We start from the raw sequence: 19,919 nt of genomic DNA on the forward strand, positions 1-19,919 counted from the left end.
TTGATAAAGCCAAACAGCGATCCAGGCCTGGAAAATCTGCTGGTTCTCGATGGCGAATCGTTCGTCGCCGACAGAGCAGGCACGCTATGGGTCAAGTTTGAGGTGAAAGCCGTCGAGCCCTGCGTACGACGTCCGCATGGGCTCAAGTACTCGTTGACCCTGCATGACGAGGACGGGCATCGAATTCTCGGTTTCGATAATGCGCACCCTATAAGGATAGGCGCTGGTCCGGGCGCGAAGACGAAGATCGAATACGACCATAAACACGAAGGCGAGCGGGTTCGTTTTTATTGCTATACGGATGCTTTTGCCCTGCTGAGCGATTTCTGGAAAGAGGTTGAATCAATAGTGCAAGAGAGGAGTCTCTGACATGAAAATGTTGAAAGTCGGTATCGCCTCGCTGGAACAGTACAAAGCCAGGACGCTCGCCATTGCCCGCGGGGAATACGTGCCCGCGCCCGGGGAGCCGAAGGTCTGGTTTCAGTCCATCGAGAGCCTGGCTCAGGTTTTGTCCGACAAGAACCGCGCCTTGCTCGCGCTTATCGCGACGATGGAGCCGCAGTCCGTCAACGAACTGGCCTTGAAGAGCGGCAGGGCCAAGTCCAATTTATCCCGCACGCTGCGGACCCTGGAGCAATACGGCCTTATCCACTTCGAGCAGGGGCCGGGGCGCCAGTTGGCGCCGCGGGCGAATTACAGCGGCATTTCGCTGGAGATGGCGTTCTAGCGCTGGTACGCGGGCGTGGCGGGGCGGCGGGCGCGGCGCCATTCGAGGAGGGCGATGCCGATGCCGCTGCCGCAGATGATGGCGATGCCCAGCCAGGTGACGGCGTCGGGGAAGTGGCCCCAGATCAGCCAGCCGGTGGTGGTGGACGTGACGATCTGCAGGTAGGCGAAGGGCGCCAGCGTCGAGGCGGACGCGCGGCGATAGGCGCCGATCTGCAGCAGGTGGCCCACGCAGCCGGTGAAGCCGGTGGAGACCACCACCAGCCAGTGGCGCAGGTCCAGGGCGTGCAGCATCGGCAGCGCCGCGGGCACCGCGAAGGGCAGGGTGAAGGTGAGGGCGATGGCGCCCATGCCGCCGCTCCAGATCACCGACGTCAAGGGATCGTCGCCGGCGACGCGCCGCGTGGCGATGTACTGGCCGGCGAAGCAGCAGGCGGCCAGCAGGCCGCAGACGACGCCCGTGCCGTCCAGGCCTCCGCCGGGACGGATGATGAGCAGCACGCCGCCGAAGGCGATGGCCGCGGCGACCCAGCGCGACAGCCGCGGCGGTTCGCCCAGCACCCAGGGCGCGGACGCCAGCACGATCAGCGGCGCCAGGAAATTGATGGCCGTGGCTTCGGCCTGCGGCAGGAAGTGCAGGGTGGTGAAGGACATCAGCGTCGCGCCCAGCATGGCCGTGCCGCGCAGCACCTGTTCGCGCGGCCGCCGGCTGCGCAGGACGCCCCAGCCGCGCAAGGGCACGATCAGCGCCAGGGCCAGCGCGAGGTGCACGGCATAGCGCACCCAGGAAAGAATCAGCAGGGACACGCCGCCCGCCATCGCCCACTTGCCGCTGGCGTCCAGGGTGGACAGAAAACACATGGAGAGCAGGAGCAGCGCGATGCCCGCGAAATGACTGGTCGCGGGCGGGCCGGGCCTGGCGCGTGGCGGCGTCGCATCCGTGGTCCGCGCGATGGCCTGGGCCCGCGTCATGGCAAGTCTCCTCTATGCATCCTGGCAGTCCGGCATCCGGCCGGCGCGGCGGGGGCGGCGCGCGGTTCGCGCATGCATCGCGCGCGGCGCTTCCCTCTCGTCTTTTCGTCCGGGCGTCATGATACGCTCAGTGCGCGCCGCCATCCCCGTGCGGCCTCGCCATCTTCCGGCAAGATCCATCGAGGGCCCTTTCCGGGCCATCCTCCGACAGTAGCCATCGCTCGCCTCCAGGCCATCCCCGCATGATCGATCTGCGCAACATCGAGACCTTCTTCTGGGTTGCCCGCCTGGGCGGTTTTCGCGCCGCCGCCGAAAAACTCAACGCCACCCAGCCGGCGATTTCGCAACGCATCGCCTCGCTGGAGTCCGGCCTGGGCGTGCGCCTGTTCGAGCGCGACGCGCGCGGCATCAAGCTGACGGCCAAGGGGCAGGAACTGCTGTCGCACGCCGAACGCATGCTGCAGATGCGCACCGACATGCAGCAGGCCGCCCGCGCGCAGAACGTCATGAGCGGCACCTTGCGCCTGGGCGTGGCCGAGACCATCGTGCACACCTGGCTGCCGCGGCTCATGGAATACATGCACGAGGCCTATCCCGCGCTGATGGTGGAGATCCAGGTGGACACCACGCCCGCGCTCAAGAGCCTGCTGACCTCCCACCAGATCGACCTGGCCTTCCTGCTGGGACCGATGGACGAGCCGCGCGTGGACAACATCCACCTGTGCCGCTATCCGCTGGCCTGGCTGGCCAGCCCGCGGCTCAAGCTGGGGCGCGAGCCGGTGCCGTTGAAGCGGCTGGGGCAGTGGCCGGTCCTGACCTATTCCTCCAACACCGAGCCGCATCGCGCCGTGCGCCGCATGCTGGTGGAAGCCGGCGTGACCGCGCCGCGCATGTACGGCAGTTCGGCGCTGAGCGTCATCGTGCGCATGACGATGGACGGCATCGGCACCGCCGCCATCGCGCCCGTTTTCCTCGGCCGCGAACTCGCGCAGGGAGAACTGCGCCTGCTCGACGTCCGCGCGCCGGAACTGCCGCCCCTGAGCTTCACCGCGAGCTGGATGCAGGGGCCCGACAGCCACATCCCCCGCACCATCGCGCAGGCGGCCCAGTACATCGCGCGGGACGAGGCGGGCGAAGGCATCCCGGGATTCGACGCGCCGGCGCGGGCGATCAAATAGGGCGGTTAAGTAATAACCCGATCAGTACTAACCCGAATATTTTTTCTATCGGGGTGATAAATCATTCTTATCACCTTTCATCGCAACATATGATTGGACACCCCCGGCCCGATGCGATGGAATACCGGATCGAAAAAATATCGCATCGACGCCCGCCCAGGCCTGCAAGCCGGCCGGCGCATGCGGGTCAAGCTCAGGCTCAACCAAGCTCAAGGGGAGCGTTTCATGTTGTCGCCAGCCTCGGTCAGCAGCACCGCCCATCCGGCCTCGTACCAGGCCCGTCTGGACGCCCGCAACGGCGTGGCCACCGGTCCCACCGCGAACGTGGCGCCCGGCCACGTGCAAGCCAACCTGGCCATCCTGCCCAAGGCCATGGCCGATGAATTCCTGCGCTTCTGCCTGCGCAATCCCAAGCCGTGCCCCATCCTGGCGGTGTCCGAGCCGGGCGATCCCAGCCTGCCGGAACTGGGCGTCGACATCGACATCCGCACCGACATTCCGCGCTATCGCGTATGGAAGGACGGCGTGCTGGTCGACGAGCCCACCGACGTCCGCGGCGTATGGCGCGACGACCTGGTCTCCTTCCTGATCGGCTGCTCCTTCTCCTTCGAGGAAGCGATGCTGGACAACGGCCTGCCGGTGCGCCACATCGAGCAGGGCTGCAACGTGCCGATGTACCGCACCAGCATTCCGACGCAATCGGCCGGCCGCTTCCACGGGCCGCTGGTGGTGTCGATGCGTCCGCTCAAGCCGGCCGACGCCATCCGCGCGATCCAGGTCACCTCGCGTTTCCCGTCGGTGCACGGCGCGCCGGTGCACTTCGGCGACCCGGCGGCGATCGGCATCCAGGACATCGCCCGCCCCGATTACGGCGACGCCGTCGAAATCCGTCCCGGCGAGGTGCCGGTGTTCTGGGCCTGCGGCGTGACGCCGCAATCGGTGGTCGCCGCCGTCAAGCCGGAATTCTGCATCACGCATGCGCCGGGCCACATGCTGGTCACGGATCTCGTCAACAGCCGCGTGGCGGCGCTTTGACGCGCCTGGCCGCCATGCCTGCGCGCCGGGTGTCCGGGTGTCCAGGCAGACGGCCCTGACGATCCGGCGCCGTCGCGCGCGGCTGCGCAACCGCGCGTATGCCAGGCCGCGCGCATCGCGCATGCGTCGCGCGCCTGCCGTATGCCGCCGATCCGCGCGTTGGCGCAACCAGGATCTCGTCAGGGTTTCTACCGTCGCAATAACGCCGCCTCTACAGGTAAGTTAGTCTGCGAAGTGCAAGACCTCGTAACTCTTTTTGTAAGTCCTCCAAGTCCTTAAAGTTCTCCCAGGAGCAACGTAATGAAGATGAAGCTGATCGCCGGCGTCGCGGCATGCTTGGCCCTGACGTTCGGCCAGCCGGCCGCCGCGCAGGAAAAAACGGTTCGCATCGGCGCGATCTATCCGCTCAGCGGCGCGCTGGCGTCCACCGGCGCGGAAATCAAGGCCGCCATCGAACTGGCCGTCGACATCGTCAACAATCCTCATCCGGAGCTCGAAGGCCTGCCCCTGGCCGCCGGTTCGGGCCTGCCCAACCTGGGCGGCGCCAAGCTCGAAGTGGTCTTCGGCGATTCGCAGGGCAAGCCCGAAATCGGCCTGGCCGACGCCCAGCGCCTGGTCCAGCAGGAAAAGGTGGTGGCCCTGACCGGCGCCTATCAATCGGCCGTGACCAAGACCGCCAGCCGGGTGGCCGAACAGAGCGGCATTCCCTACGTGAACGGCGAGTCGAGCAGCCCGGACCTGACCGATCGCGGCTACAAGTGGTTCTTCCGCACCTCGCCCACCGACGACACGTTCATCGAGAACATGATGCAGTTCCTGGACGGCATCAAGAAGGTGCCGACCAAGAAGATCGCCGTGGTCTACGAGAACACCGATTTCGGCGTGAACACCTACAAGGCCGTGGAGCGCTTCGCCAAGAAGTACAACCACGAGATCGTCGCCAACATCGCCTATGCCGCCGGTTCGCCCTCGGTGACCGCCGAAGTGCAGAAGCTGGCCGCGTCCAAGCCCGACGTCGCGCTGTTCGCCAGCTACACCTCGGACGCCATGCTGTTCGTGCGCACCATGCGCGAAAGCAAGTACGCGCCGCCGGTGCTGCTGGCCAACGACGCCGGCTTCATCGACTCGCGCTTCGTGCAGGAAGTCGGTCCGCAAGTGCAGGGCGTGCTGACGCGCGACGTCTGGAGCAACGACGTCACCGCCGGCAAGCCCGGGCTGAAGAAGATCAACGACCTGTACAAGGCGAAGACCGGCAAGGACCTGAACGGCAACAGCGCCCGCTCGATGCAAGGCGTGCTGGTGCTGGCCGACGCCATCAACCGCGCCGGTTCGACCGATCCGGAAGCCATCCGCAAGGCGCTCGTCGCCACCAACCTGAACGCCTCGCAGATCGCGATGCCCTGGGAAGGCGTGAAGTTCGACGACAAGGGCCAGAACACGCTGGGCGCCGGCCTGATCCTGGAACTGAAGGGAAGCGGCTACGTGCCGGTGTGGCCGGAGAAGTACCGCACCGACGCGTCGCTGCCGACGCTGCCGTTCGCCTGGAAGTGATTTTCGGGTAAGCCCGGGCGCGCGCCGCGCATGGATCGTAGCGTGGCCGCGCCCGCCTGTACCGCAACCGCCGGCGGATTCTCGTTGGTCCGCCGTGGGAGTACCGCATGTTCGAAGCACTCACCGCCGGTTTGTTCAACGGCTTGATCTACGCCGCCGTCGCCGTCGGCCTGGCGTTGATATGGGGCATCACCGACGTCATCAACTTCGCCCACGGCGAATTCCTGATGCTGGCGATGTACGCCGCCTACTGGCTCTTCACGCTGGGCCACGTCGACCCGACCCTGTCGGCGCCGCTGGTCGCCATCCTGCTGGGTTTCGTCGGCTTCCTGACCTACGCGCTGATCATCAAGCGCCTGCAGAAAGGGCCGCCCATGGCGGTCATCCTGGCCACCTTCGGCCTGGGCATCGTGCTGCGCCAGCTCGCCTTCATCGCCTTCACGCCCGACTATCGCAGTCTGCCCGACACGCTGGTGTCCGGCAGCGTGAGCCTGTTGGGCATCTCCATCGGCCGCCCGCAGGTGGTGACGGGGCTGGTGGCGCTGGTGGTCGTGATCGCGCTGTTCTGGCTGGTCTACCGCACGCGCTGGGGCCACGCCCTTCAGGCGGTGGCGGAGGACCGGAACGTGGCCGCGCTGGTCGGCATCTCGCCGGACCGCGTCAATGCCCAGGTATGGATGCTGGGCAGCGCCGCGGTGGGCCTGGCCGGCGCGCTGCTGACGACCTTCTTCTACGTGTTCCCCTCGGTGGGCCTGGTGTTCGGCCTGCTGGCTTTCGTGGCGGTGTGCATGGGGGGGTTCGGTTCGCTGCCGGGCGCCTTCATCGCGGGCGTGCTGATCGGCATCATCGAGGCGATGACGGGCTACTTCGTGGCCCCGGCGCTGAAGACGGTCAGCATCTTCATCCTTTTCATCCTGGTTCTCTGGTACCGGCCGCGCGGCCTGTTCGGGCGGTGGTGATATGACGATAGAAAACAAACTCGATCCGGTCGCGGCGTCTCCCGCCAAGGCCGTTCATTCGCGCGCGCCGCTGGTCGTGGCGGTCGTCCTGGCCGTGCTGTTCGCCCTGGCGCCGACGGTCATCAAGGACCAGTTCACCATCCAGGTGCTGCTGCAGATCGTGCTGTTCGGCGCGCTGGGCGCGGCCTGGAACCTGGTCGGCGGTTTCCTCGGCCGCGTCTCCTTCGGGCATGGCGTGTTCGTCGGGGTGGGCGCCTACACCACCATCCTGCTGCTCCAGCACCTGAAGCTCACGCCCCTGATCGGCATCCCGGTCGGCGCGCTGATTTCGGCGCTGCTGGCGTACGTCGTCGGCGGTCCCACGCTGCGCCTGTCGGGCCATTACTTCGCCATGGCCACCATCGCGCTGCTGCAGATCGGCCTGCTGCTGATGATCAACTGGGATTGGGCGGGCGGCGCCGTCGGCCTGGAATCGCCGATCGGCGACGCGCCCTGGATGCTGCAGTTCCGCAGCAAGGTGCCGTACTACTGGATCGCGGTGGGCCTGGGCCTGGCGACCTTCCTGGTGACCTATTTCCTGGTGCACTCGCGCGTCGGCTTCTACTGGCGCGCCATCAACGGCGACGAGGGCGCGGCGCGCAGCCTGGGCGTGCCGGCCGATCGCTACAAGATGCTGGCCTTCGTGCTGTCGGCCGCGCTGACCGGCGCCTGGGGCGGCTTCTTCGCGATGTACGTGGGCTTCATCGATCCCGATTCGATGTTCAGCCTGACCATGTCCGTGCAGATGGTGCTGGTGGCCATCCTCGGCGGCGTGGGCAGCCTGGTCGGTCCGTGGATAGGCGCGGCGCTGCTGCTTCCGCTGTCGGAAGGCACGCGCGTCATGTGGGGCAGTTCGGGCCTGGGCCTGGACCTGCTGGTGTTCGGTTTGGCTATCCTGCTGGTGACGATGTTCCTGCCCGGCGGTCTGGTGACGTTGAGGGGGCGCCGTGGCTCTGCTTGAAGTAAAGGATCTGACCAAGCGCTTCGGCGGCCTGGTCGCCAACAAGGACATCAACCTGTCGGTGGGCGAGGGCGAGATCGTCGCCATCATCGGGCCCAACGGCGCCGGCAAGAGCACGCTGTTCAACGGGCTGGTCGGCTATCACGCGCCGACCTCCGGCTCGGTGACCTTCAACGGCCAGTCCATGCTGGGCCTGAAGCCGGAGCAGGTGGCGGCCATGGGCCTGGTGCGCACCTACCAGATTCCGCGCAACTTCGGCCAGATGACGGTGCTGGAGAACGCCATGGTGGGCGCCTTGCTGCGCCATCCGCGCCTGGCGGACGCGCGCGAGGCGGCGCGCGACGTGCTGGACCTGGTGGGCCTGGGCGAGCGCGCCGACGTCAAGGCGGCCGGCCTGAACGTGGCGGGGCAGAAGCGGGTGGAACTGGCGCGCGCGCTGGCCACCAGCCCGCGCATGCTGCTGCTGGACGAAGTGGCCGGCGGCCTGAACCCGACCGAGGCCATCGCGCTGGCGGAAATCCTGCGCGGCATCCACCAGGCCGGCGTCACGCTGGTGATCGTCGAGCACGTGCTGGAAGTGGTGATGCGGCTGGCCCAGCGCGTCATGGTGCTGAACTTCGGCCAGATGATCGCCGAGGGACCGCCGCAGGACATCGTGCGCAATCCCACCGTCATCGAGGCCTACCTGGGGAGAAAGCACCGTGCCTGATGTGATGTTGAAAGTCGAGAACCTGAGCGTCGCCTACGGCGGCGTGCAGGCCGTGCGCAATATTTCCCTGGAAGTGCGGGAAGGGCAGATCACGGCCCTGCTCGGCGCCAACGGCGCGGGCAAGTCCAGCACCCTGGCGGCCATCATCGGCAACGTCAAGCCGGCGTCCGGCCGCATCGTCTTCGAGGGCCAGGACATCACCGGCACGCGGCCGGAGACGCTGGTCACGCGCGGCATCGCCCTGATCCCGGAGGGCGCGCGCGTCTTCGCGCGCCAGCCCGTGGAGCAGAACCTGCGGCTGGGCGCCTACACGGTGCGCGACGAGGCGGTCTACAAGCGGCGGCTGGAGCACGTCTACACGCTGTTTCCGCGCCTGCGCGAGCGGCGCGAGCAGCTCGCCGGGACGATGTCCGGCGGCGAGCGGCAGATGCTGGCCATCGGCCGCGCCCTGATGAGCGGACCGCGCCTGCTGCTGATCGACGAGCCCAGCCTGGGCCTGTCGCCGCTGCTGGTCGAGCAGGTGTTCGACGCGCTGGCGGCGCTGAACCGCGAGGAGAAGCTGTCGGTGCTGCTGGTCGAGCAGAACATGGCGGCGGCGCTGGAAGTCGCCACGCAGGCTTATGTGATGCAGAGCGGCGCCATCGCGCTGTCGGGCAGCGCCGTCGAACTGGCGGCCTCGGACGAGGTGCGGCGGGCTTATCTGGGCATGTGACGGGAGGGGGCCGCGCGGCGCCCCGCGGCGTCGAAGGAACCGGCGGTGCCTTCCAGGCGCCGCCGTTTTTTTTCTTCGTTCCGCCGCGAGGGTGAGCGCTGCGGAAGGGATTCCGCCTTCCTTTCCTGTGGGGCGTTTATGTAAGTTTTGTGAAGTACAGGGAATCACGGAGCCCGGTCCGTGACAAACGTCGCGTCAATGCCGCACAGCAGGGTATTTATGTATTGTCCCTAATTTTGTTTTATTAAATATTATTAGGGACGAGACAAAGATCTCTGGCAAAATGGCGGCATCCTTTCCTACGGAGCCACTGCCCATGTCGCAAACGCCTACCCACGCCTTGCCCTCGTATCTGGACCCGCAGCATCTGGGACCTTGGGGCGTCTACCTCCAGCAGGTCGACCGCGTCACTCCCTACCTGGGCGCCCTGGGCCGCTGGGTGGAAACGTTGAAGCGCCCGAAGCGCGCGCTCATCGTCGACGTGCCCGTAGAACTGGACAACGGCCGCATCGCCCATTTCGAGGGCTATCGCGTGCAGCACAACACCTCGCGCGGCCCCGGCAAGGGCGGCGTGCGTTTTCACCAGGACGTCACGCTGTCGGAAGTGATGGCCCTGTCGGCCTGGATGTCGATCAAGAACGCCGCCGTCAACCTGCCCTACGGCGGCGCCAAGGGCGGCATCCGCGTCGACCCGCGCACGCTCTCGCAGGGCGAGCTGGAGCGCATCACGCGGCGCTACACCAGCGAGATCGGCGTCATCATCGGACCCTCCAAGGACATTCCCGCGCCGGACGTCAACACCAACGCCCAGATCATGGCGTGGATGATGGACACCTATTCCATGAACGAAGGCGCCACGGCGACCGGCGTGGTCACCGGCAAGCCGATCACGCTGGGCGGCAGCCTGGGCCGTGTCGAGGCCACGGGCCGCGGCGTGTTCGTGGTCGGCTGCGAGGCCGCCCGCGACGCCGGCATCCCGGTGGCCGGCGCGCGCGTGGTGGTGCAGGGCTTCGGCAATGTGGGCGGCACGGCGGCGCGCCTGTTCCATGACGTGGGCGCCAAGATCATCGCGGTGCAGGACCACACCGGCACCATCCACAATCCCGCCGGCCTGGACGTGCCGGAACTGCTGGTGCATGTCTCGCGCAACGGCGGCGTGGGCGGCTTCGGCAAGGCCGAAGCGCTGGATCCCAAGGAATTCTGGAAGCTGGAAACCGAGTTCATGATCCCGGCCGCGCTGGAATCGCAGATCACGGCGGAGAACGCGCCTTCGATCCGCGCGAAGATCGTGGTGGAAGGCGCCAACGGCCCGACCACGCCGGAAGCCGACGACATCCTGTTCGACAAGGGCACGCTGGTGGTGCCGGACGTGCTGGCCAACGCCGGCGGCGTGACGGTCAGCTACTTCGAATGGGTGCAGGATTTCTCCAGCTTCTTCTGGACCGAGGAAGAGATCAACCAGCGCCTCGAACGCATCATGCGCGAAGCCTACGCATCGATATCGCAGGTGGCGCGCGAGCAGAAAGTCACGCTGCGCACCGCGGCGTTCATCGTCGCTTGCACGCGCATCCTGCAGGCGCGCCAGGTGCGCGGCCTGTATCCGTGATGTACGCGCGCCATGGTGGTCGATAGCCGGGAAGGAAAGCTCATCCTGTAGAAAGCCCGCTCCGTACCCGCTCCGCGGTGCAAAACGCCCCCCAGAAGGGGGGGCGTTTTCATTGCGCGGCGCTTTCCGCCGCGTTGTCGAAACCCAGCCGCAGGGCGTGATCGCGCACGTCCGCCGGCCAGGCATCGATATGGGCGGCGAAGGCGGCGCGGTCGTCGGCGAAGAGGGCGCGGCTGGCTTCCTCGAAGCCCGGCAGGTCGCCGCCGACGGCGAGCATGAAGTGATATGCCGATTCGCGCGCCTTGCGGATACGCGCCTTCTCTCCGCCCGACCGGCGCGCTTCTTCCACCAGTTTGCGCAGCGCGATGGACGCGCCGCCGGGTTGCGCGGCCAGCCATTCCCAATGGCGGGGAAGCAGCGTCACTTCGCGCGCCACGACGCCGAGCCGGGGACGTCCCCGGCCGCGCGGCTGGGCGGCGGCTGCCACATCCTCGGCCGCGACCGCCGACGCCGCCGCCTCGGCGGCCAACGCCATCGCCACCACCACGGGGTGCGCCGCCAGCCGCGAGACGACGTCCGCCGCGGTGCCTCGCGTATCGATGTCCACCGTGCGTCCGTTGCTGTCGTCGAACAGCAGCAAGGGGCCGGCGGCGCCCTTGTCGAGCGCCTGCTTCAAGGCAATGGCCGCGTCCTGGATGGAGCCGCTGGCCAGCCGGCGATGGCCGTCGAAACTGGTGAACGAAGAAGCGGCCAGGGCGGGATCCGGCGCGGGGGACGAGGCGGTCTTGGACACGGGGGACGAGGAGGGCATGGGCGTGTAGGAGGGCGGTGTAATAAACATCTCGATATTATTATCCGGGTACAAATTAATTGCAAATTACCCGGGTTAAATTAAATCGAGACGCAGGCATCCTGCGATCGAGCAAGCGTCCGGCAAGCCGGAATGCTTATATCGAGAACGATAATTATTCTTAAATGAAAAGTACAGCCCTGTGAGCGCCAGGCAGCGCTTCACGCTTTGGCCGCACGATGCCCCGTAGCCCCGATGCGCCTGGGTCCGGTCCTTGTCCTGCGCTATGGCCGGGTGTGAGCGGCGCGCCATGAAGCGCGGCGCGGCGGAACGCGGCCCTGCCGGCGCCCGTTCATTTCTTCGGCAGGAACTCCGGCTTGAACACGCCCACCAGCGCGTCGTAGGGGATGGTGAGTTCAGGTTCGCCGTACGAGTAGGGCGCGATGCTGTAGGCGTCGAACTTGACCACCACGCCGTCGCGCGTCAGGGCGAAGTTGTCGCTTTCCTCGAAAGGGAAGGCGCGGGCGTAGCCGGCGGGGTCGCGCTTGGCGTCGTCGTTGCGGGCCAGCCACTGGTCGTAGACCTTGCGCAAGGCGGCGGTGTATTGATCGTGGCGGCCGGGGATGATGGCTTCGTCCAGCGCCAGCACGCGGCCGGGCGTGCGTTGCCAGTTCAGGTATTGCGTGGCCGGAATGCCGTGGGCCGCGCCGGCGAAGTACTGCTGGGTGTGCAGTTCGATGGCGATGATGTCGCCCACCGTGTCCTTCACGCTGGCCTTGAAGTCGGTGGCGTCGCCCGGCTGGGCGGTCTTCCAGAACCAGTCGGCGTACTCGTCCAGGGTTTCGTAGGGACCGCGCAGGCGCTGGTCGGTGCCCGTCATGTAGGCCAGCACGTGGTCGATCAACTGGGTCAGCCGGGGAATGGCGGGGAAGGCCACCGAGTCGACCTCGATGCGCGGGCACGTGTCGCCCTTGCAGTGCGGCTTAGTGCGCTTCCACTCGATCGACTTCACGTCGACGTCGCCGTGCTGCACGACGGGACCGGCCTGCTTCGACGGCAGGCTGATGGTGTCCGGAGGAGCGCTGCCGCAGGCGCCCAGCAGGGCCAGGCACAGCGCGGCGCCGGCGGCGTGGAAGGCGCGCGCGGCGCGGCGGGAGAAGGGGGAGGGGTTCGGCATCGTCGGTCATTCCTGCGGGGATCGCGTGCGTGGCGTCTCGACGCCCCGCCGCGTGATGATAGCGGAATCGGCGGGCGCGGCCGGCGCGCGTCGGCCGGCGCCGCGCGTCATGGCCTGCTTCACGGCATCTTCCTCATGGCGCCATGTTTCATGGCATCTTCGTCATGGCGCTTTCTTCATGGCACCTGGTACAGCCATGCTTCCGTGCCGAAGCGCTCGCGCGCCTCCCGGTCGGCCTGCGCCAGTTCGTCGGCGGCGATCGCGCCCGCGGTCAGGCCATGCCGCGCCTTGAAGACCTCGATCATGCGCGCGATGATCTGCTCGCGCGGCATGCCCGTCTGCGTCAGCAGCGGATCGACCCGCTTCTTGGCGCTGGCCGTGCCCTTGTCGGACAGTTTCTCGCGGCCGATGCGCAGCACCTGCACCATCTTGTCCGCGTCGATGTCGTAGGCCATGGTCACGTGGTGCAGCACCGCGCCCCCGCGCCGCGCCTGGGCGGCGCCGCCTATCTTGCCGCTGGCGGAGGTGATGTCGTTCAGCGGCTGGTACCAGGCCTTGATGCCCACCGATTCCAAGGCCTCCAGCGTCCATTGGTCGAGGAAGGCATAGGACTCCTGGAAGCTCATGCCCTCGACCAGGGACAGGGGCGCGTAGATCGAATACGTGATGGTGTTGCCCGGTTCGACGAACATCGCGCCGCCGCCGCTGACGCGGCGCACCAGCTCGATGCCGTGCCGTCGCGCGCCCTCGGGATCCACTTCGTTCCTGACCGACTGGAAGCGGCCGATCACCACCGCGCCCGCCGACCATTCCCAGAAACGCAGCGTGGGCGGCCGCCGGCCGGCAGCGACCTCGTCGCACAGGACGGCGTCCAGGGCCATGTGCTGCAAGGGCGGGCGGGGCCCTTCATGGATCAACTGCCAGTCGTGATCGCGCCATGTGCTGCGGGTCATGGATGTATCCCCCTGTCACGCTTGGGAGCGGCCCGGCGCGATCACGCCAGCGCCCTCCGCACCGCGATGGCCACCGCTTCGGGCGAGAAGCCGAACATCTCGGCCTCGGGCGGCAGCGCCGCCGCCACCGCCAGCGCCAGTTCGGTTTCGCCGGCGTCGGCGTACTGGCCGACCAGCGCCTTGTCTATCCTGGCCAGCGCCTCGGGCGGCTCCAGGAAGAAGTCGCCGCTGATCTGCACGCGCGCCAGGCGCCCGGCCTGTACACCGACGTCGGCGACAACCAGCTTGCCGCCCGGAACCTTGTATTCGCCGTGTCCGTTCATTGCTTGCACCGTCCTGGCCTCGTGTTCAATAAATGCCGCGTGGGCAAGGGCATTGCCGCGTGCGCAGCCTGCGCGCGCACCGCGCGTTCCGTCGCGTGCGCCGCCTGGAATCTTAACGGCTTTGCGCCGGGATTGCCCGCGGAACGGGCTTTCCGTTCTGATAACGGGCGGGAATCAATTGATCGGATAGCACGGCGCCCCTCGCCCTTCATGGGGAGGAAGGATAATGTGGCGCAGTCTGCGGCTCGATGCCGCAGACTGCACCTAATGGAGCGTTTGCTGTTGCTCGATGTATCGGCGGATCACTGCGATGAGGGCACCCCCGCAACTGCCCGCAAAGTAAGACGGCGACCACAGCGCACCGCCCCATAGCCTCTTGCGGATGCCTGGATGGTTTATCTTGCGGATCATGCGGCTGGAGATGCCTTTGAGGCTATTGACCAGCGCAGAAACGGACTCCTTTGGCGGATAGTTCACCAGCAGGCGCACATGCCCATCTTCTTCCTCAAACTCCACCAGTTTCGCCTCGAAGTCGGGCGCACATTTCGGCAAAGATGCCGCGCAGGTCATCGAGAATGGTCTTGGTGAACACCCCACGCCGATATTTGGTCACGAAGTCCAGATGGACGCGCATCAAGAATACGCAGTGTCTTCCGTGTCCGATGTCGTTGTCGTTGTCGTGACGTTGTCGTTGCGCATAGGCAAACCTATACTGTGCGCATGCAACGCCTCCAAGCCTTCAAATTCGAACTGTGTCCGAACGGCCAGCAGCAGCGCCAGATGCGGCGCTTTGCCGGCTCATGCCGGTTCGTGTTCAACAAGGCATTGGCGTTGCAGAAGGCCAATCACGAAGCGGGTGGCAAGTTCATCGGCTATGTCGCCATGGCAAATCACCTGACAGCGTGGCGCAATGGCGATGAAACGCCGTGGCTCAAGGATGCGCCCGTGCATCCGTTGCAGCACGCACTCAAGGATTTGGAGCGTGCCTACAAAAACTTCTTCGCCAAACGCGCAGCCTTCCCGAAGTTCAAACGCAAAGGCCAGAGCGAGCGCTTCCGTTACCCGGACGCCAAGCAGTTCAAGCTCGACCCAGGCAACGCCCGTATCTTCCTGCCGAAACTTGGCTGGATGCGGTTGCGGCTGTCGCGTCCGGTACTGGGCAAGTTATGCAATGCCACCGTCAGCCAGTCGGGCGGCAAGTGGTTTGTGAGCATCCAGACCGAGCGTGAAGTGGATCAACCCGTGCCGCAAGCCACGTCGGCAATCGGTATCGACATGGGCATCACCCGCTTCGCCACGTTCTCCGATGGCACATACCTGGCGCCGTTGGCCAGTTTCAAGAGACACGAAACCCGCCTGCGCCGCTACCAGCGGGCAATGAGCCGCAAGGCCAGGTTCAGCAACAACTGGAAGAAAGCGAAGGCCTGCGTCCAGCGTATCCATTCGCGCATCGGCAATGCTCGCCGCGACTACTTGCACAAGGCCACGACCACGATCAGCAAAAACCACGCGATGGTGTGTATCGAGGACTTGCAGGTACGGAATATGTCCCGGTCGGCGGCGAGGAGTATGGAGAAACCGGGAAAAAACGTCCGGGCCAAGTCTGGCCTGAACAAAAGCATCCTCGATCAAGGCTGGTTCGAGTTCAGGCGGCAGCTTGAATACAAGCTGGCCTGGAACGGCGGGATGCTCATTGCCGTGCCGCCGCAAAACACCAGCCGTACCTGCCCATGTTGCGGCCATGTGTCAGCAGAGAACCGCAAAACGCAAGCGCAGTTCCGATGTGTGCAATGCGGTCACGAAGCCAACGCCGATGAAGTCGGCGCCATCAATGTTTTAAGGGCGGGGCACGCCCGGCTAGCCTGTGGAGAGGATGTCAGCCACGCAACGCCTGCAAAGGCCGAGCGTGCAGCCTCTGTGAAGCAGGAACCCACCGAAGCGACTTGTTCAGGCACTGTGCCTGCAATGAGCGCCGTAGGAATCCCCTGCCTTTAGGCGGGGGAGGATGTCAACACAACTTTCGAGCGGACAGACCTCGTCCGGCAACGCCACAATGCCCCGAAAAACAGGAGACGGGCGCCGTGCCCGTCCGACAACGGAGACGACAAGCATGCAGAAGAAACAGTGGCGGAAGGCGCGCGCGATCGGCCTGGGGCTGTGCCTGGGCTTCATGGCGATGGCGGCGCCGCAGGCGGCGGAGCGTTGGCCGGACCGGCCGGTGCGCATCGTGGTGCCCTATGCGGCGGGCGGGACCACCGATTTCTCGGCGCGGCTCATCGCGCAGAAGCTGTCCGAGCAGACCCATGGGTCCTTCATCGTGGAGAACAAGGCCGGCGGCTCGGGCACCATAGGCACGCTGCAGGTGGTTCGAAGCGAGCCCAACGGCGCGACGCTGCTGGCCAGCGATACGTCGTACGCCATGCTGCCGGCCTTGTTCGCGAAACTGCCCTGGGACCACGAGCATGACCTGATACCGGTGACGACCCTGGTGCAGACGCCGGTGGTGCTGGTGGTGCCGTCCAGCTCGCCCTTCAAGACGCTGGCCGAACTCCGAAGCTACGCGCACGACCATCCGGGAAAACTGAATTTCGGCTCGGGCGGCGCGGGCAGCTCGACCCATTTGCAAGGCGCCCTGTTCGGCAAGGACGCGGGGATCGACATCACGCACGTGCCGTACAAGGGCGCCGGCGAGGCCATGATGGGCCTGGTGGCGGGCCAGGTGGACGTGCTGGTCACCGCGGCGCCCACGGCCTTGCCCCAGGTGAGCGGCGGCCGCGCGCGCGCCCTGGCGGTGACCGGCGCGCAGCGGCTGCCGGCGCTGAGCGGCGTGCCGACCTTCGCCGAGGCCGGCCTGCCCGAGTACGCGGTGGTGAACTGGTTCGGGCTGGCGGCGCCCAAGGGGACGCCGCCCGCCGTCATCGACACCATCGCGAAGGACGTCAAGCGCGCGCTGGACGATCCGGACTTGAAGAAGCGGCTGGCTGAGCAGGGCGCGGAACCAGGCGGCCTGTCGCCGGCGGCGTTCGCCGCGCGCATCGCCAAGGAAACCGCGGCGTGGTCGGACATCGCGCTCAGCGCCGGCATTACGCCGCATTGAGCATCAACAGCCGAAACGAGCATCCTGCCATGTGGAACCTGACTTTTACCCCGCCCGAAATCATCGACGCCACCGTCCTCACCAGGCTGCCGGATCGCTTCCGGGAGGCGCGCAAGACGGCCTGGGGCGACGCCAACAAGCCCGGCCAATTGCTGGACAGCTTCCTCGAAGGGCCGTCCTTCGACCGCGACGGCAATCTCTGGGTCACCGATATTCCCAACGGGCGCATTTTCCGCATCGATACCGCCTTGAACTGGACGCTGGCGGCGCAGTACGACGGCTGGCCCAACGGCAGCGCCTTCCATCGGGACGGCAGCCTGTGGATCGCCGATTACCGGCGCGGCATCCTGCGCCTGGAGCCGGGCGCCGACGCCCCGGAGCCCGTCCTGCCGCATCGCAATAGCGAATCGTTCAGGGGCATCAACGACCTGACCTTCGACGGCCAGGGCAGGCTGCTGTTCACGGACCAGGGGCAGACCGGGATGCAGGATCCCACCGGCCACGTCTACCGCCTGGACACCGACGGCAGGCTGGAAGCGCTGATTCGCAACGCCCCCAGCCCGAACGGCCTGGCGCTGAACGCCGACGGCAGCGCGCTCTATCTGGCGGTGACGCGGGGCAACGCCGTCTGGCGCGCGCCCCTGCCGGCCACCGGCGGCACGGCCAAGGTCGGCCAGTTCCAGACCTTCTTCGGCACCAGCGGGCCGGACGGCCTGGCCGTCGACGTCCAGAGCGGCGTGGCCGTGGGGCATGCCAGCCTGCGCGGCGCCTTCGTCCTCAACGCGCACGGCGAGATCACGCATTACGTCCGCAGCCCCGTCGGCGCCACGCTGACGAATCTCGCCTACCGGCCGGGGACGCGGGAACTGATCATGGTCGAGTCCCAGACCGGCACGCTGTTGACGGCGACGCTGCCGCACGAAGGCCTGCCGCTGTTCTCGCACGCCTAGGCCTTGCGCACGGCTTCCCGCGCGGCGGTGCATGTGAAGCCGCGCGAGGTGGCCGCGCGGGCACGCGGCAGGATCAATCCATCCGATGGAACAGCGCCTGCCCGTGCTCGCGCAATAGCTTCACCAGCTTCTCCGCCGCGGGCGAGAGACTGACGTCCTTCGGATACGTCAGGCCGAAGTTGCGCACCAGCGTGGTGGCCTCCAGCGGAATTTCGCGCAGGCGGCCGCGGCTGGCCTGTATCGTCCGGCGCGAGACGAAACTGAGCAGATGCGTGTCCGCGATGACGCGCGGAATGAGGGGGATGGAGTTGGTCTCGATCTGCGTGCGCGGGGCGGCCAGCCCGCGCGATTCGAAGACCTGGTCGAGCCACAGGCGGCTGGCCACGCTGACGTTGGGCAGCGCCCAGCGATAACGCGTCATCTGCTCCAGCGTAACGGCCTTGCGCGACCGCAGGATGGGATGCCCCGCGCCCGCCGCCACCACCACGATGTCCTCCAGCAGGGTGTCGTAGACGAACTCGTCGTCGTCGTGGTCCGGCACGAAGCCCAGCACCAGGTCCAGGTTGCCGTCGCGCAGCTCGATGCGCGATTCGTAGTTCATCCGGATCAGCAGCTTGAGCTGCACGTCGGGCGCTTCCCGCAGCAGGCGTTGCGAGATGGTGGGCAGCAGGTACTCGGCGCCCAGCGGGCCGCACCCCAGGCGCACGATGCCCGCCGTGCCCTGTCCCAGCGCGGCGACTTCGTCCCGCACGGCGTCCGCGGCATTGAGCAGCGGCGTGGCGCGCTTCAACAGGGCCGCGCCCGCGGCGCTCAGGCGCTGGCTGCGTCCCACGCGTTCGAACAGGCGCGCGCCCACCGAGGCTTCCAGGCGGGTGATCGCCTTCACCAGGGCCGGTTGCGAGCGATGCACCGCCGAGGCCGCGCGCCGGGTATTGCCGGCTTGCGCCAGCGCCACGAAGTACTTGAGATCACGCAGGTCCACGAGTTTGATTTCCCATGGGAATCAATTGATCAAAATTTTACAGTAGACGGCATCAATCGTCGGCGCCGACAATTTTGCCTTCACGACAAGAACAATTGAACGGAGACGATATCGTGACTGCCTCGCTGGACGCCCGCCAGGGCGCGACTCCTCCCATCCCTTCCATCCGCGTGGAGCGCCTGCCATGACGCCCACCGTTTTCGTCACCGCCCCCAAACTCGCGCCAGCCGGCGTGGACCTGCTGCGGGCCGCGGGCGCGCGCGTGATCTACCTGCCCGACGCCGACGACGTCCAGGGCGTGCGCGACATCCTGGCCGCCGAGCCCGTGGACGCCGTCATTTCCCGCACCGTGGCGCTGGACGCGCAGGCTATCGCCGCCTGCCCCACGCTGAAGGTGGTTTCCAAGCACGGCGTCGGCGTCAGCAATATCGACGTGGCGGCCTGCACCGCGCGCGGTATCCCCGTCTACATGACGCCGGGCGCCAACGCGCAGTCCGTGGCGGAGCTGACCCTGGGACTGATGCTCGCGGCGGCTCGCCGCATCAACTGGATGGACGGCGAGTTGCGCGCGGGGCGCTGGTCGCGCGCCCAGGATGGCCTGGAGCTGCACGGCCGCGCGCTCGGCCTGGTGGGCTTCGGCCAGGTCGGGCAACGCGTGGCGCGCGTGTGCCTGGCGCTGGGCATGCAGGTGCATGCCCACGATCCGGCGCTGCGCGGGGCGGGCAGTCCGGTGGAGGGCGTCAGGTTGTGGGACGCGCTGGACGAGATGCTGCCGCATTGCGACGTGCTCAGCCTGCACGTGCCCTTGAACGACCATACGCGCAATCTGCTGGATGACGCCCGCCTGGCCCGGCTGCCCAAGGGCGCCATCCTGTTGAACACCGCGCGCGGTGAAGTGGTGGACGAGGCCGCCCTGGTGCGCGCCTTGCAATCGGGCCAGCTCCATGCCGCCGGGCTCGACACGATGGCGGTGGAGCCCTTGCCGGCCGGCAGCCCGCTGACCGGGCTGCGCAATGTAGTGTTGACCCCGCACGTGGGCGGCTCGACGCCGGCCGCGCTGGCGGCCATGGCGTCGGGCGCCGCGCGCAACGTGCTTGGCTGGCTGCGCGGAGAACCGGCCGATGCGGCGGCGTGCGTGAACGCGGCGGTGCTGGCGCGCGGCGGAACCGCCGGTGCGTGACTGCATCGTGACCGCGGCA

At 67.0% G+C, this 19,919-nt stretch carries 20 protein-coding genes and 1 pseudogene; 14 read left to right on the plus strand and 7 right to left on the minus strand.

Features of this window, described 5'->3' with window-relative positions; translation table 11 throughout:
- Together CAL29_RS12970 and CAL29_RS12975 are read left to right on the plus strand one after the other, a co-directional pair.
- Positions 1-369, plus strand: a complete 369-nt coding sequence (locus tag CAL29_RS12970) for a toxin-antitoxin system TumE family protein (RefSeq protein ID WP_256977432.1) — start codon at positions 1-3, stop codon at positions 367-369.
- A gap of 1 nt (position 370) precedes the next feature.
- Positions 371-727 (plus strand): HVO_A0114 family putative DNA-binding protein, encoded by a 357-nt coding sequence (locus CAL29_RS12975; RefSeq protein WP_094853419.1) that lies wholly within the window; start codon positions 371-373, stop codon positions 725-727.
- Here CAL29_RS12975 and CAL29_RS12980 read toward each other — a convergent pair.
- The gene (locus CAL29_RS12980; RefSeq protein WP_094853420.1) at positions 724-1,698 is read right to left on the minus strand and encodes a DMT family transporter; all 975 of its coding nucleotides are present in this window, start codon (positions 1,696-1,698) and stop codon (positions 724-726) included. The genes CAL29_RS12975 and CAL29_RS12980 overlap by 4 nt on opposite strands.
- Positions 1,699-1,940: 242 nt before the next feature.
- Here CAL29_RS12980 and CAL29_RS12985 point away from each other — a divergent pair, with 242 nt between their 5' ends.
- The 8 genes from CAL29_RS12985 to CAL29_RS13020 all read left to right on the plus strand — a co-directional run bounded on the left by CAL29_RS12985 (position 1,941) and on the right by CAL29_RS13020 (position 10,448).
- Entirely contained in the window at positions 1,941-2,876 is a 936-nt protein-coding gene (locus CAL29_RS12985; RefSeq protein ID WP_094853421.1) for a LysR family transcriptional regulator, read from the plus strand.
- A 225-nt stretch (positions 2,877-3,101) separates the two neighbouring features.
- Entirely contained in the window at positions 3,102-3,911 is an 810-nt protein-coding gene (locus CAL29_RS12990; protein WP_094853422.1) for a putative hydro-lyase, read from the plus strand.
- A 300-nt stretch (positions 3,912-4,211) separates the two neighbouring features.
- Positions 4,212-5,462: an ABC transporter substrate-binding protein gene (locus CAL29_RS12995; protein ID WP_094853423.1), complete on the plus strand. Its 1,251-nt coding sequence runs from the start codon at positions 4,212-4,214 to the stop codon at positions 5,460-5,462.
- Between the two features lie 107 nt (positions 5,463-5,569).
- Positions 5,570-6,421 carry a branched-chain amino acid ABC transporter permease gene (locus CAL29_RS13000; RefSeq protein ID WP_094853424.1) on the plus strand — a complete coding sequence of 284 codons (852 nt, stop codon included), beginning with the start codon at positions 5,570-5,572 and terminating at the stop codon, positions 6,419-6,421.
- 1 nt (position 6,422) lies between these two features.
- Complete coding sequence (locus tag CAL29_RS13005; protein ID WP_094853425.1) at positions 6,423-7,421, plus strand: branched-chain amino acid ABC transporter permease; 999 nt, start codon at positions 6,423-6,425, stop codon at positions 7,419-7,421.
- Positions 7,408-8,130, plus strand: coding sequence for an ABC transporter ATP-binding protein (locus CAL29_RS13010; protein ID WP_094853426.1), 723 nt, complete (start codon positions 7,408-7,410; stop codon positions 8,128-8,130). Before CAL29_RS13005 ends, CAL29_RS13010 begins: the two co-directional genes overlap by 14 nt.
- A 4-nt stretch (positions 8,131-8,134) precedes the next feature.
- On the plus strand, positions 8,135-8,842 hold the full coding sequence (locus tag CAL29_RS13015; protein ID WP_094853427.1) for an ABC transporter ATP-binding protein: 708 nt from the start codon (positions 8,135-8,137) through the stop codon (positions 8,840-8,842).
- 316 nt (positions 8,843-9,158) lie between these two features.
- Positions 9,159-10,448 carry a Glu/Leu/Phe/Val family dehydrogenase gene (locus CAL29_RS13020; RefSeq protein WP_094853428.1) on the plus strand — a complete coding sequence of 430 codons (1,290 nt, stop codon included), beginning with the start codon at positions 9,159-9,161 and terminating at the stop codon, positions 10,446-10,448.
- A gap of 109 nt (positions 10,449-10,557) precedes the next feature.
- Here CAL29_RS13020 and CAL29_RS13025 read toward each other — a convergent pair whose 3' ends face one another.
- The 5 genes and pseudogenes from CAL29_RS13025 to tnpA form a co-directional block, all read right to left on the minus strand.
- Entirely contained in the window at positions 10,558-11,289 is a 732-nt protein-coding gene (locus CAL29_RS13025; protein WP_256977434.1) for a DUF2239 family protein, read from the minus strand.
- 301 nt (positions 11,290-11,590) lie between these two features.
- Positions 11,591-12,415 carry an RsiV family protein gene (locus CAL29_RS13030; protein ID WP_094853430.1) on the minus strand — a complete coding sequence of 275 codons (825 nt, stop codon included), beginning with the start codon at positions 12,413-12,415 and terminating at the stop codon, positions 11,591-11,593.
- Between the two features lie 176 nt (positions 12,416-12,591).
- Complete coding sequence (locus CAL29_RS13035) at positions 12,592-13,368, minus strand: lipoate--protein ligase family protein (RefSeq protein WP_094853431.1); 777 nt, start codon at positions 13,366-13,368, stop codon at positions 12,592-12,594.
- Positions 13,369-13,409: 41 nt separating this feature from the next.
- Positions 13,410-13,691, minus strand: coding sequence for a biotin--protein ligase (locus CAL29_RS13040; RefSeq protein WP_094853432.1), 282 nt, complete (start codon positions 13,689-13,691; stop codon positions 13,410-13,412).
- Between the two features lie 264 nt (positions 13,692-13,955).
- Positions 13,956-14,325: pseudogene (gene tnpA / locus CAL29_RS13045) on the minus strand (IS200/IS605 family transposase).
- 86 nt (positions 14,326-14,411) lie between these two features.
- On the opposite strand from tnpA, the gene CAL29_RS13050 reads away from it, so the two are divergent.
- From CAL29_RS13050 to CAL29_RS13060, 3 genes are all read left to right on the plus strand, one after another.
- Positions 14,412-15,686, plus strand: a complete 1,275-nt coding sequence (locus tag CAL29_RS13050) for an RNA-guided endonuclease InsQ/TnpB family protein (protein WP_094853433.1) — start codon at positions 14,412-14,414, stop codon at positions 15,684-15,686.
- A gap of 115 nt (positions 15,687-15,801) precedes the next feature.
- Positions 15,802-16,788: a Bug family tripartite tricarboxylate transporter substrate binding protein gene (locus CAL29_RS13055; RefSeq protein WP_306430685.1), complete on the plus strand. Its 987-nt coding sequence runs from the start codon at positions 15,802-15,804 to the stop codon at positions 16,786-16,788.
- A gap of 29 nt (positions 16,789-16,817) precedes the next feature.
- Positions 16,818-17,738, plus strand: a complete 921-nt coding sequence (locus tag CAL29_RS13060; protein ID WP_094853434.1) for an SMP-30/gluconolactonase/LRE family protein — start codon at positions 16,818-16,820, stop codon at positions 17,736-17,738.
- Between the two features lie 73 nt (positions 17,739-17,811).
- On the opposite strand, the gene CAL29_RS13065 is transcribed toward CAL29_RS13060, so the two are convergent.
- On the minus strand, positions 17,812-18,720 hold the full coding sequence (locus CAL29_RS13065) for a LysR family transcriptional regulator (RefSeq protein WP_094853435.1): 909 nt from the start codon (positions 18,718-18,720) through the stop codon (positions 17,812-17,814).
- 184 nt (positions 18,721-18,904) lie between these two features.
- Between CAL29_RS13065 and CAL29_RS13070 the strand changes: the two genes are divergently transcribed.
- Positions 18,905-19,900 carry a hydroxyacid dehydrogenase gene (locus CAL29_RS13070; protein ID WP_094853436.1) on the plus strand — a complete coding sequence of 332 codons (996 nt, stop codon included), beginning with the start codon at positions 18,905-18,907 and terminating at the stop codon, positions 19,898-19,900.
- Positions 19,901-19,919 lie beyond the last annotated feature (19 nt).

Origin of the sequence: Bordetella genomosp. 10 (assembly GCF_002261225.1) — a bacterium.
Taxonomy (GTDB): domain Bacteria; phylum Pseudomonadota; class Gammaproteobacteria; order Burkholderiales; family Burkholderiaceae_B; genus Bordetella_C.

What these genes read in the sequence shown, in the direction of transcription:
- CAL29_RS13060 (WP_094853434.1), top strand. Translation starts at nt 16,818, where the DNA reads ATGTGGAACCTGACTTTTACCCCGCCCGAAATCATCGACGCCACCGTC.
- CAL29_RS13040 (WP_094853432.1), bottom strand. Translation starts at nt 13,691, where the DNA reads ATGAACGGACACGGCGAATACAAGGTTCCGGGCGGCAAGCTGGTTGTC.
- CAL29_RS13000 (WP_094853424.1), top strand. Translation starts at nt 5,570, where the DNA reads ATGTTCGAAGCACTCACCGCCGGTTTGTTCAACGGCTTGATCTACGCC.
- CAL29_RS12980 (WP_094853420.1), bottom strand. Translation starts at nt 1,698, where the DNA reads ATGACGCGGGCCCAGGCCATCGCGCGGACCACGGATGCGACGCCGCCA.
- CAL29_RS13030 (WP_094853430.1), bottom strand. Translation starts at nt 12,415, where the DNA reads ATGCCGAACCCCTCCCCCTTCTCCCGCCGCGCCGCGCGCGCCTTCCAC.
- CAL29_RS13005 (WP_094853425.1), top strand. Translation starts at nt 6,423, where the DNA reads ATGACGATAGAAAACAAACTCGATCCGGTCGCGGCGTCTCCCGCCAAG.
- CAL29_RS13055 (WP_306430685.1), top strand. Translation starts at nt 15,802, where the DNA reads ATGCAGAAGAAACAGTGGCGGAAGGCGCGCGCGATCGGCCTGGGGCTG.
- CAL29_RS12985 (WP_094853421.1), top strand. Translation starts at nt 1,941, where the DNA reads ATGATCGATCTGCGCAACATCGAGACCTTCTTCTGGGTTGCCCGCCTG.
- CAL29_RS13025 (WP_256977434.1), bottom strand. Translation starts at nt 11,289, where the DNA reads ATGTTTATTACACCGCCCTCCTACACGCCCATGCCCTCCTCGTCCCCC.
- CAL29_RS13020 (WP_094853428.1), top strand. Translation starts at nt 9,159, where the DNA reads ATGTCGCAAACGCCTACCCACGCCTTGCCCTCGTATCTGGACCCGCAG.
- CAL29_RS13015 (WP_094853427.1), top strand. Translation starts at nt 8,135, where the DNA reads ATGTTGAAAGTCGAGAACCTGAGCGTCGCCTACGGCGGCGTGCAGGCC.
- CAL29_RS12990 (WP_094853422.1), top strand. Translation starts at nt 3,102, where the DNA reads ATGTTGTCGCCAGCCTCGGTCAGCAGCACCGCCCATCCGGCCTCGTAC.
- CAL29_RS13070 (WP_094853436.1), top strand. Translation starts at nt 18,905, where the DNA reads ATGACGCCCACCGTTTTCGTCACCGCCCCCAAACTCGCGCCAGCCGGC.
- CAL29_RS12995 (WP_094853423.1), top strand. Translation starts at nt 4,212, where the DNA reads ATGAAGATGAAGCTGATCGCCGGCGTCGCGGCATGCTTGGCCCTGACG.
- CAL29_RS13050 (WP_094853433.1), top strand. Translation starts at nt 14,412, where the DNA reads ATGCAACGCCTCCAAGCCTTCAAATTCGAACTGTGTCCGAACGGCCAG.
- CAL29_RS13035 (WP_094853431.1), bottom strand. Translation starts at nt 13,368, where the DNA reads ATGACCCGCAGCACATGGCGCGATCACGACTGGCAGTTGATCCATGAA.
- CAL29_RS12975 (WP_094853419.1), top strand. Translation starts at nt 371, where the DNA reads ATGAAAATGTTGAAAGTCGGTATCGCCTCGCTGGAACAGTACAAAGCC.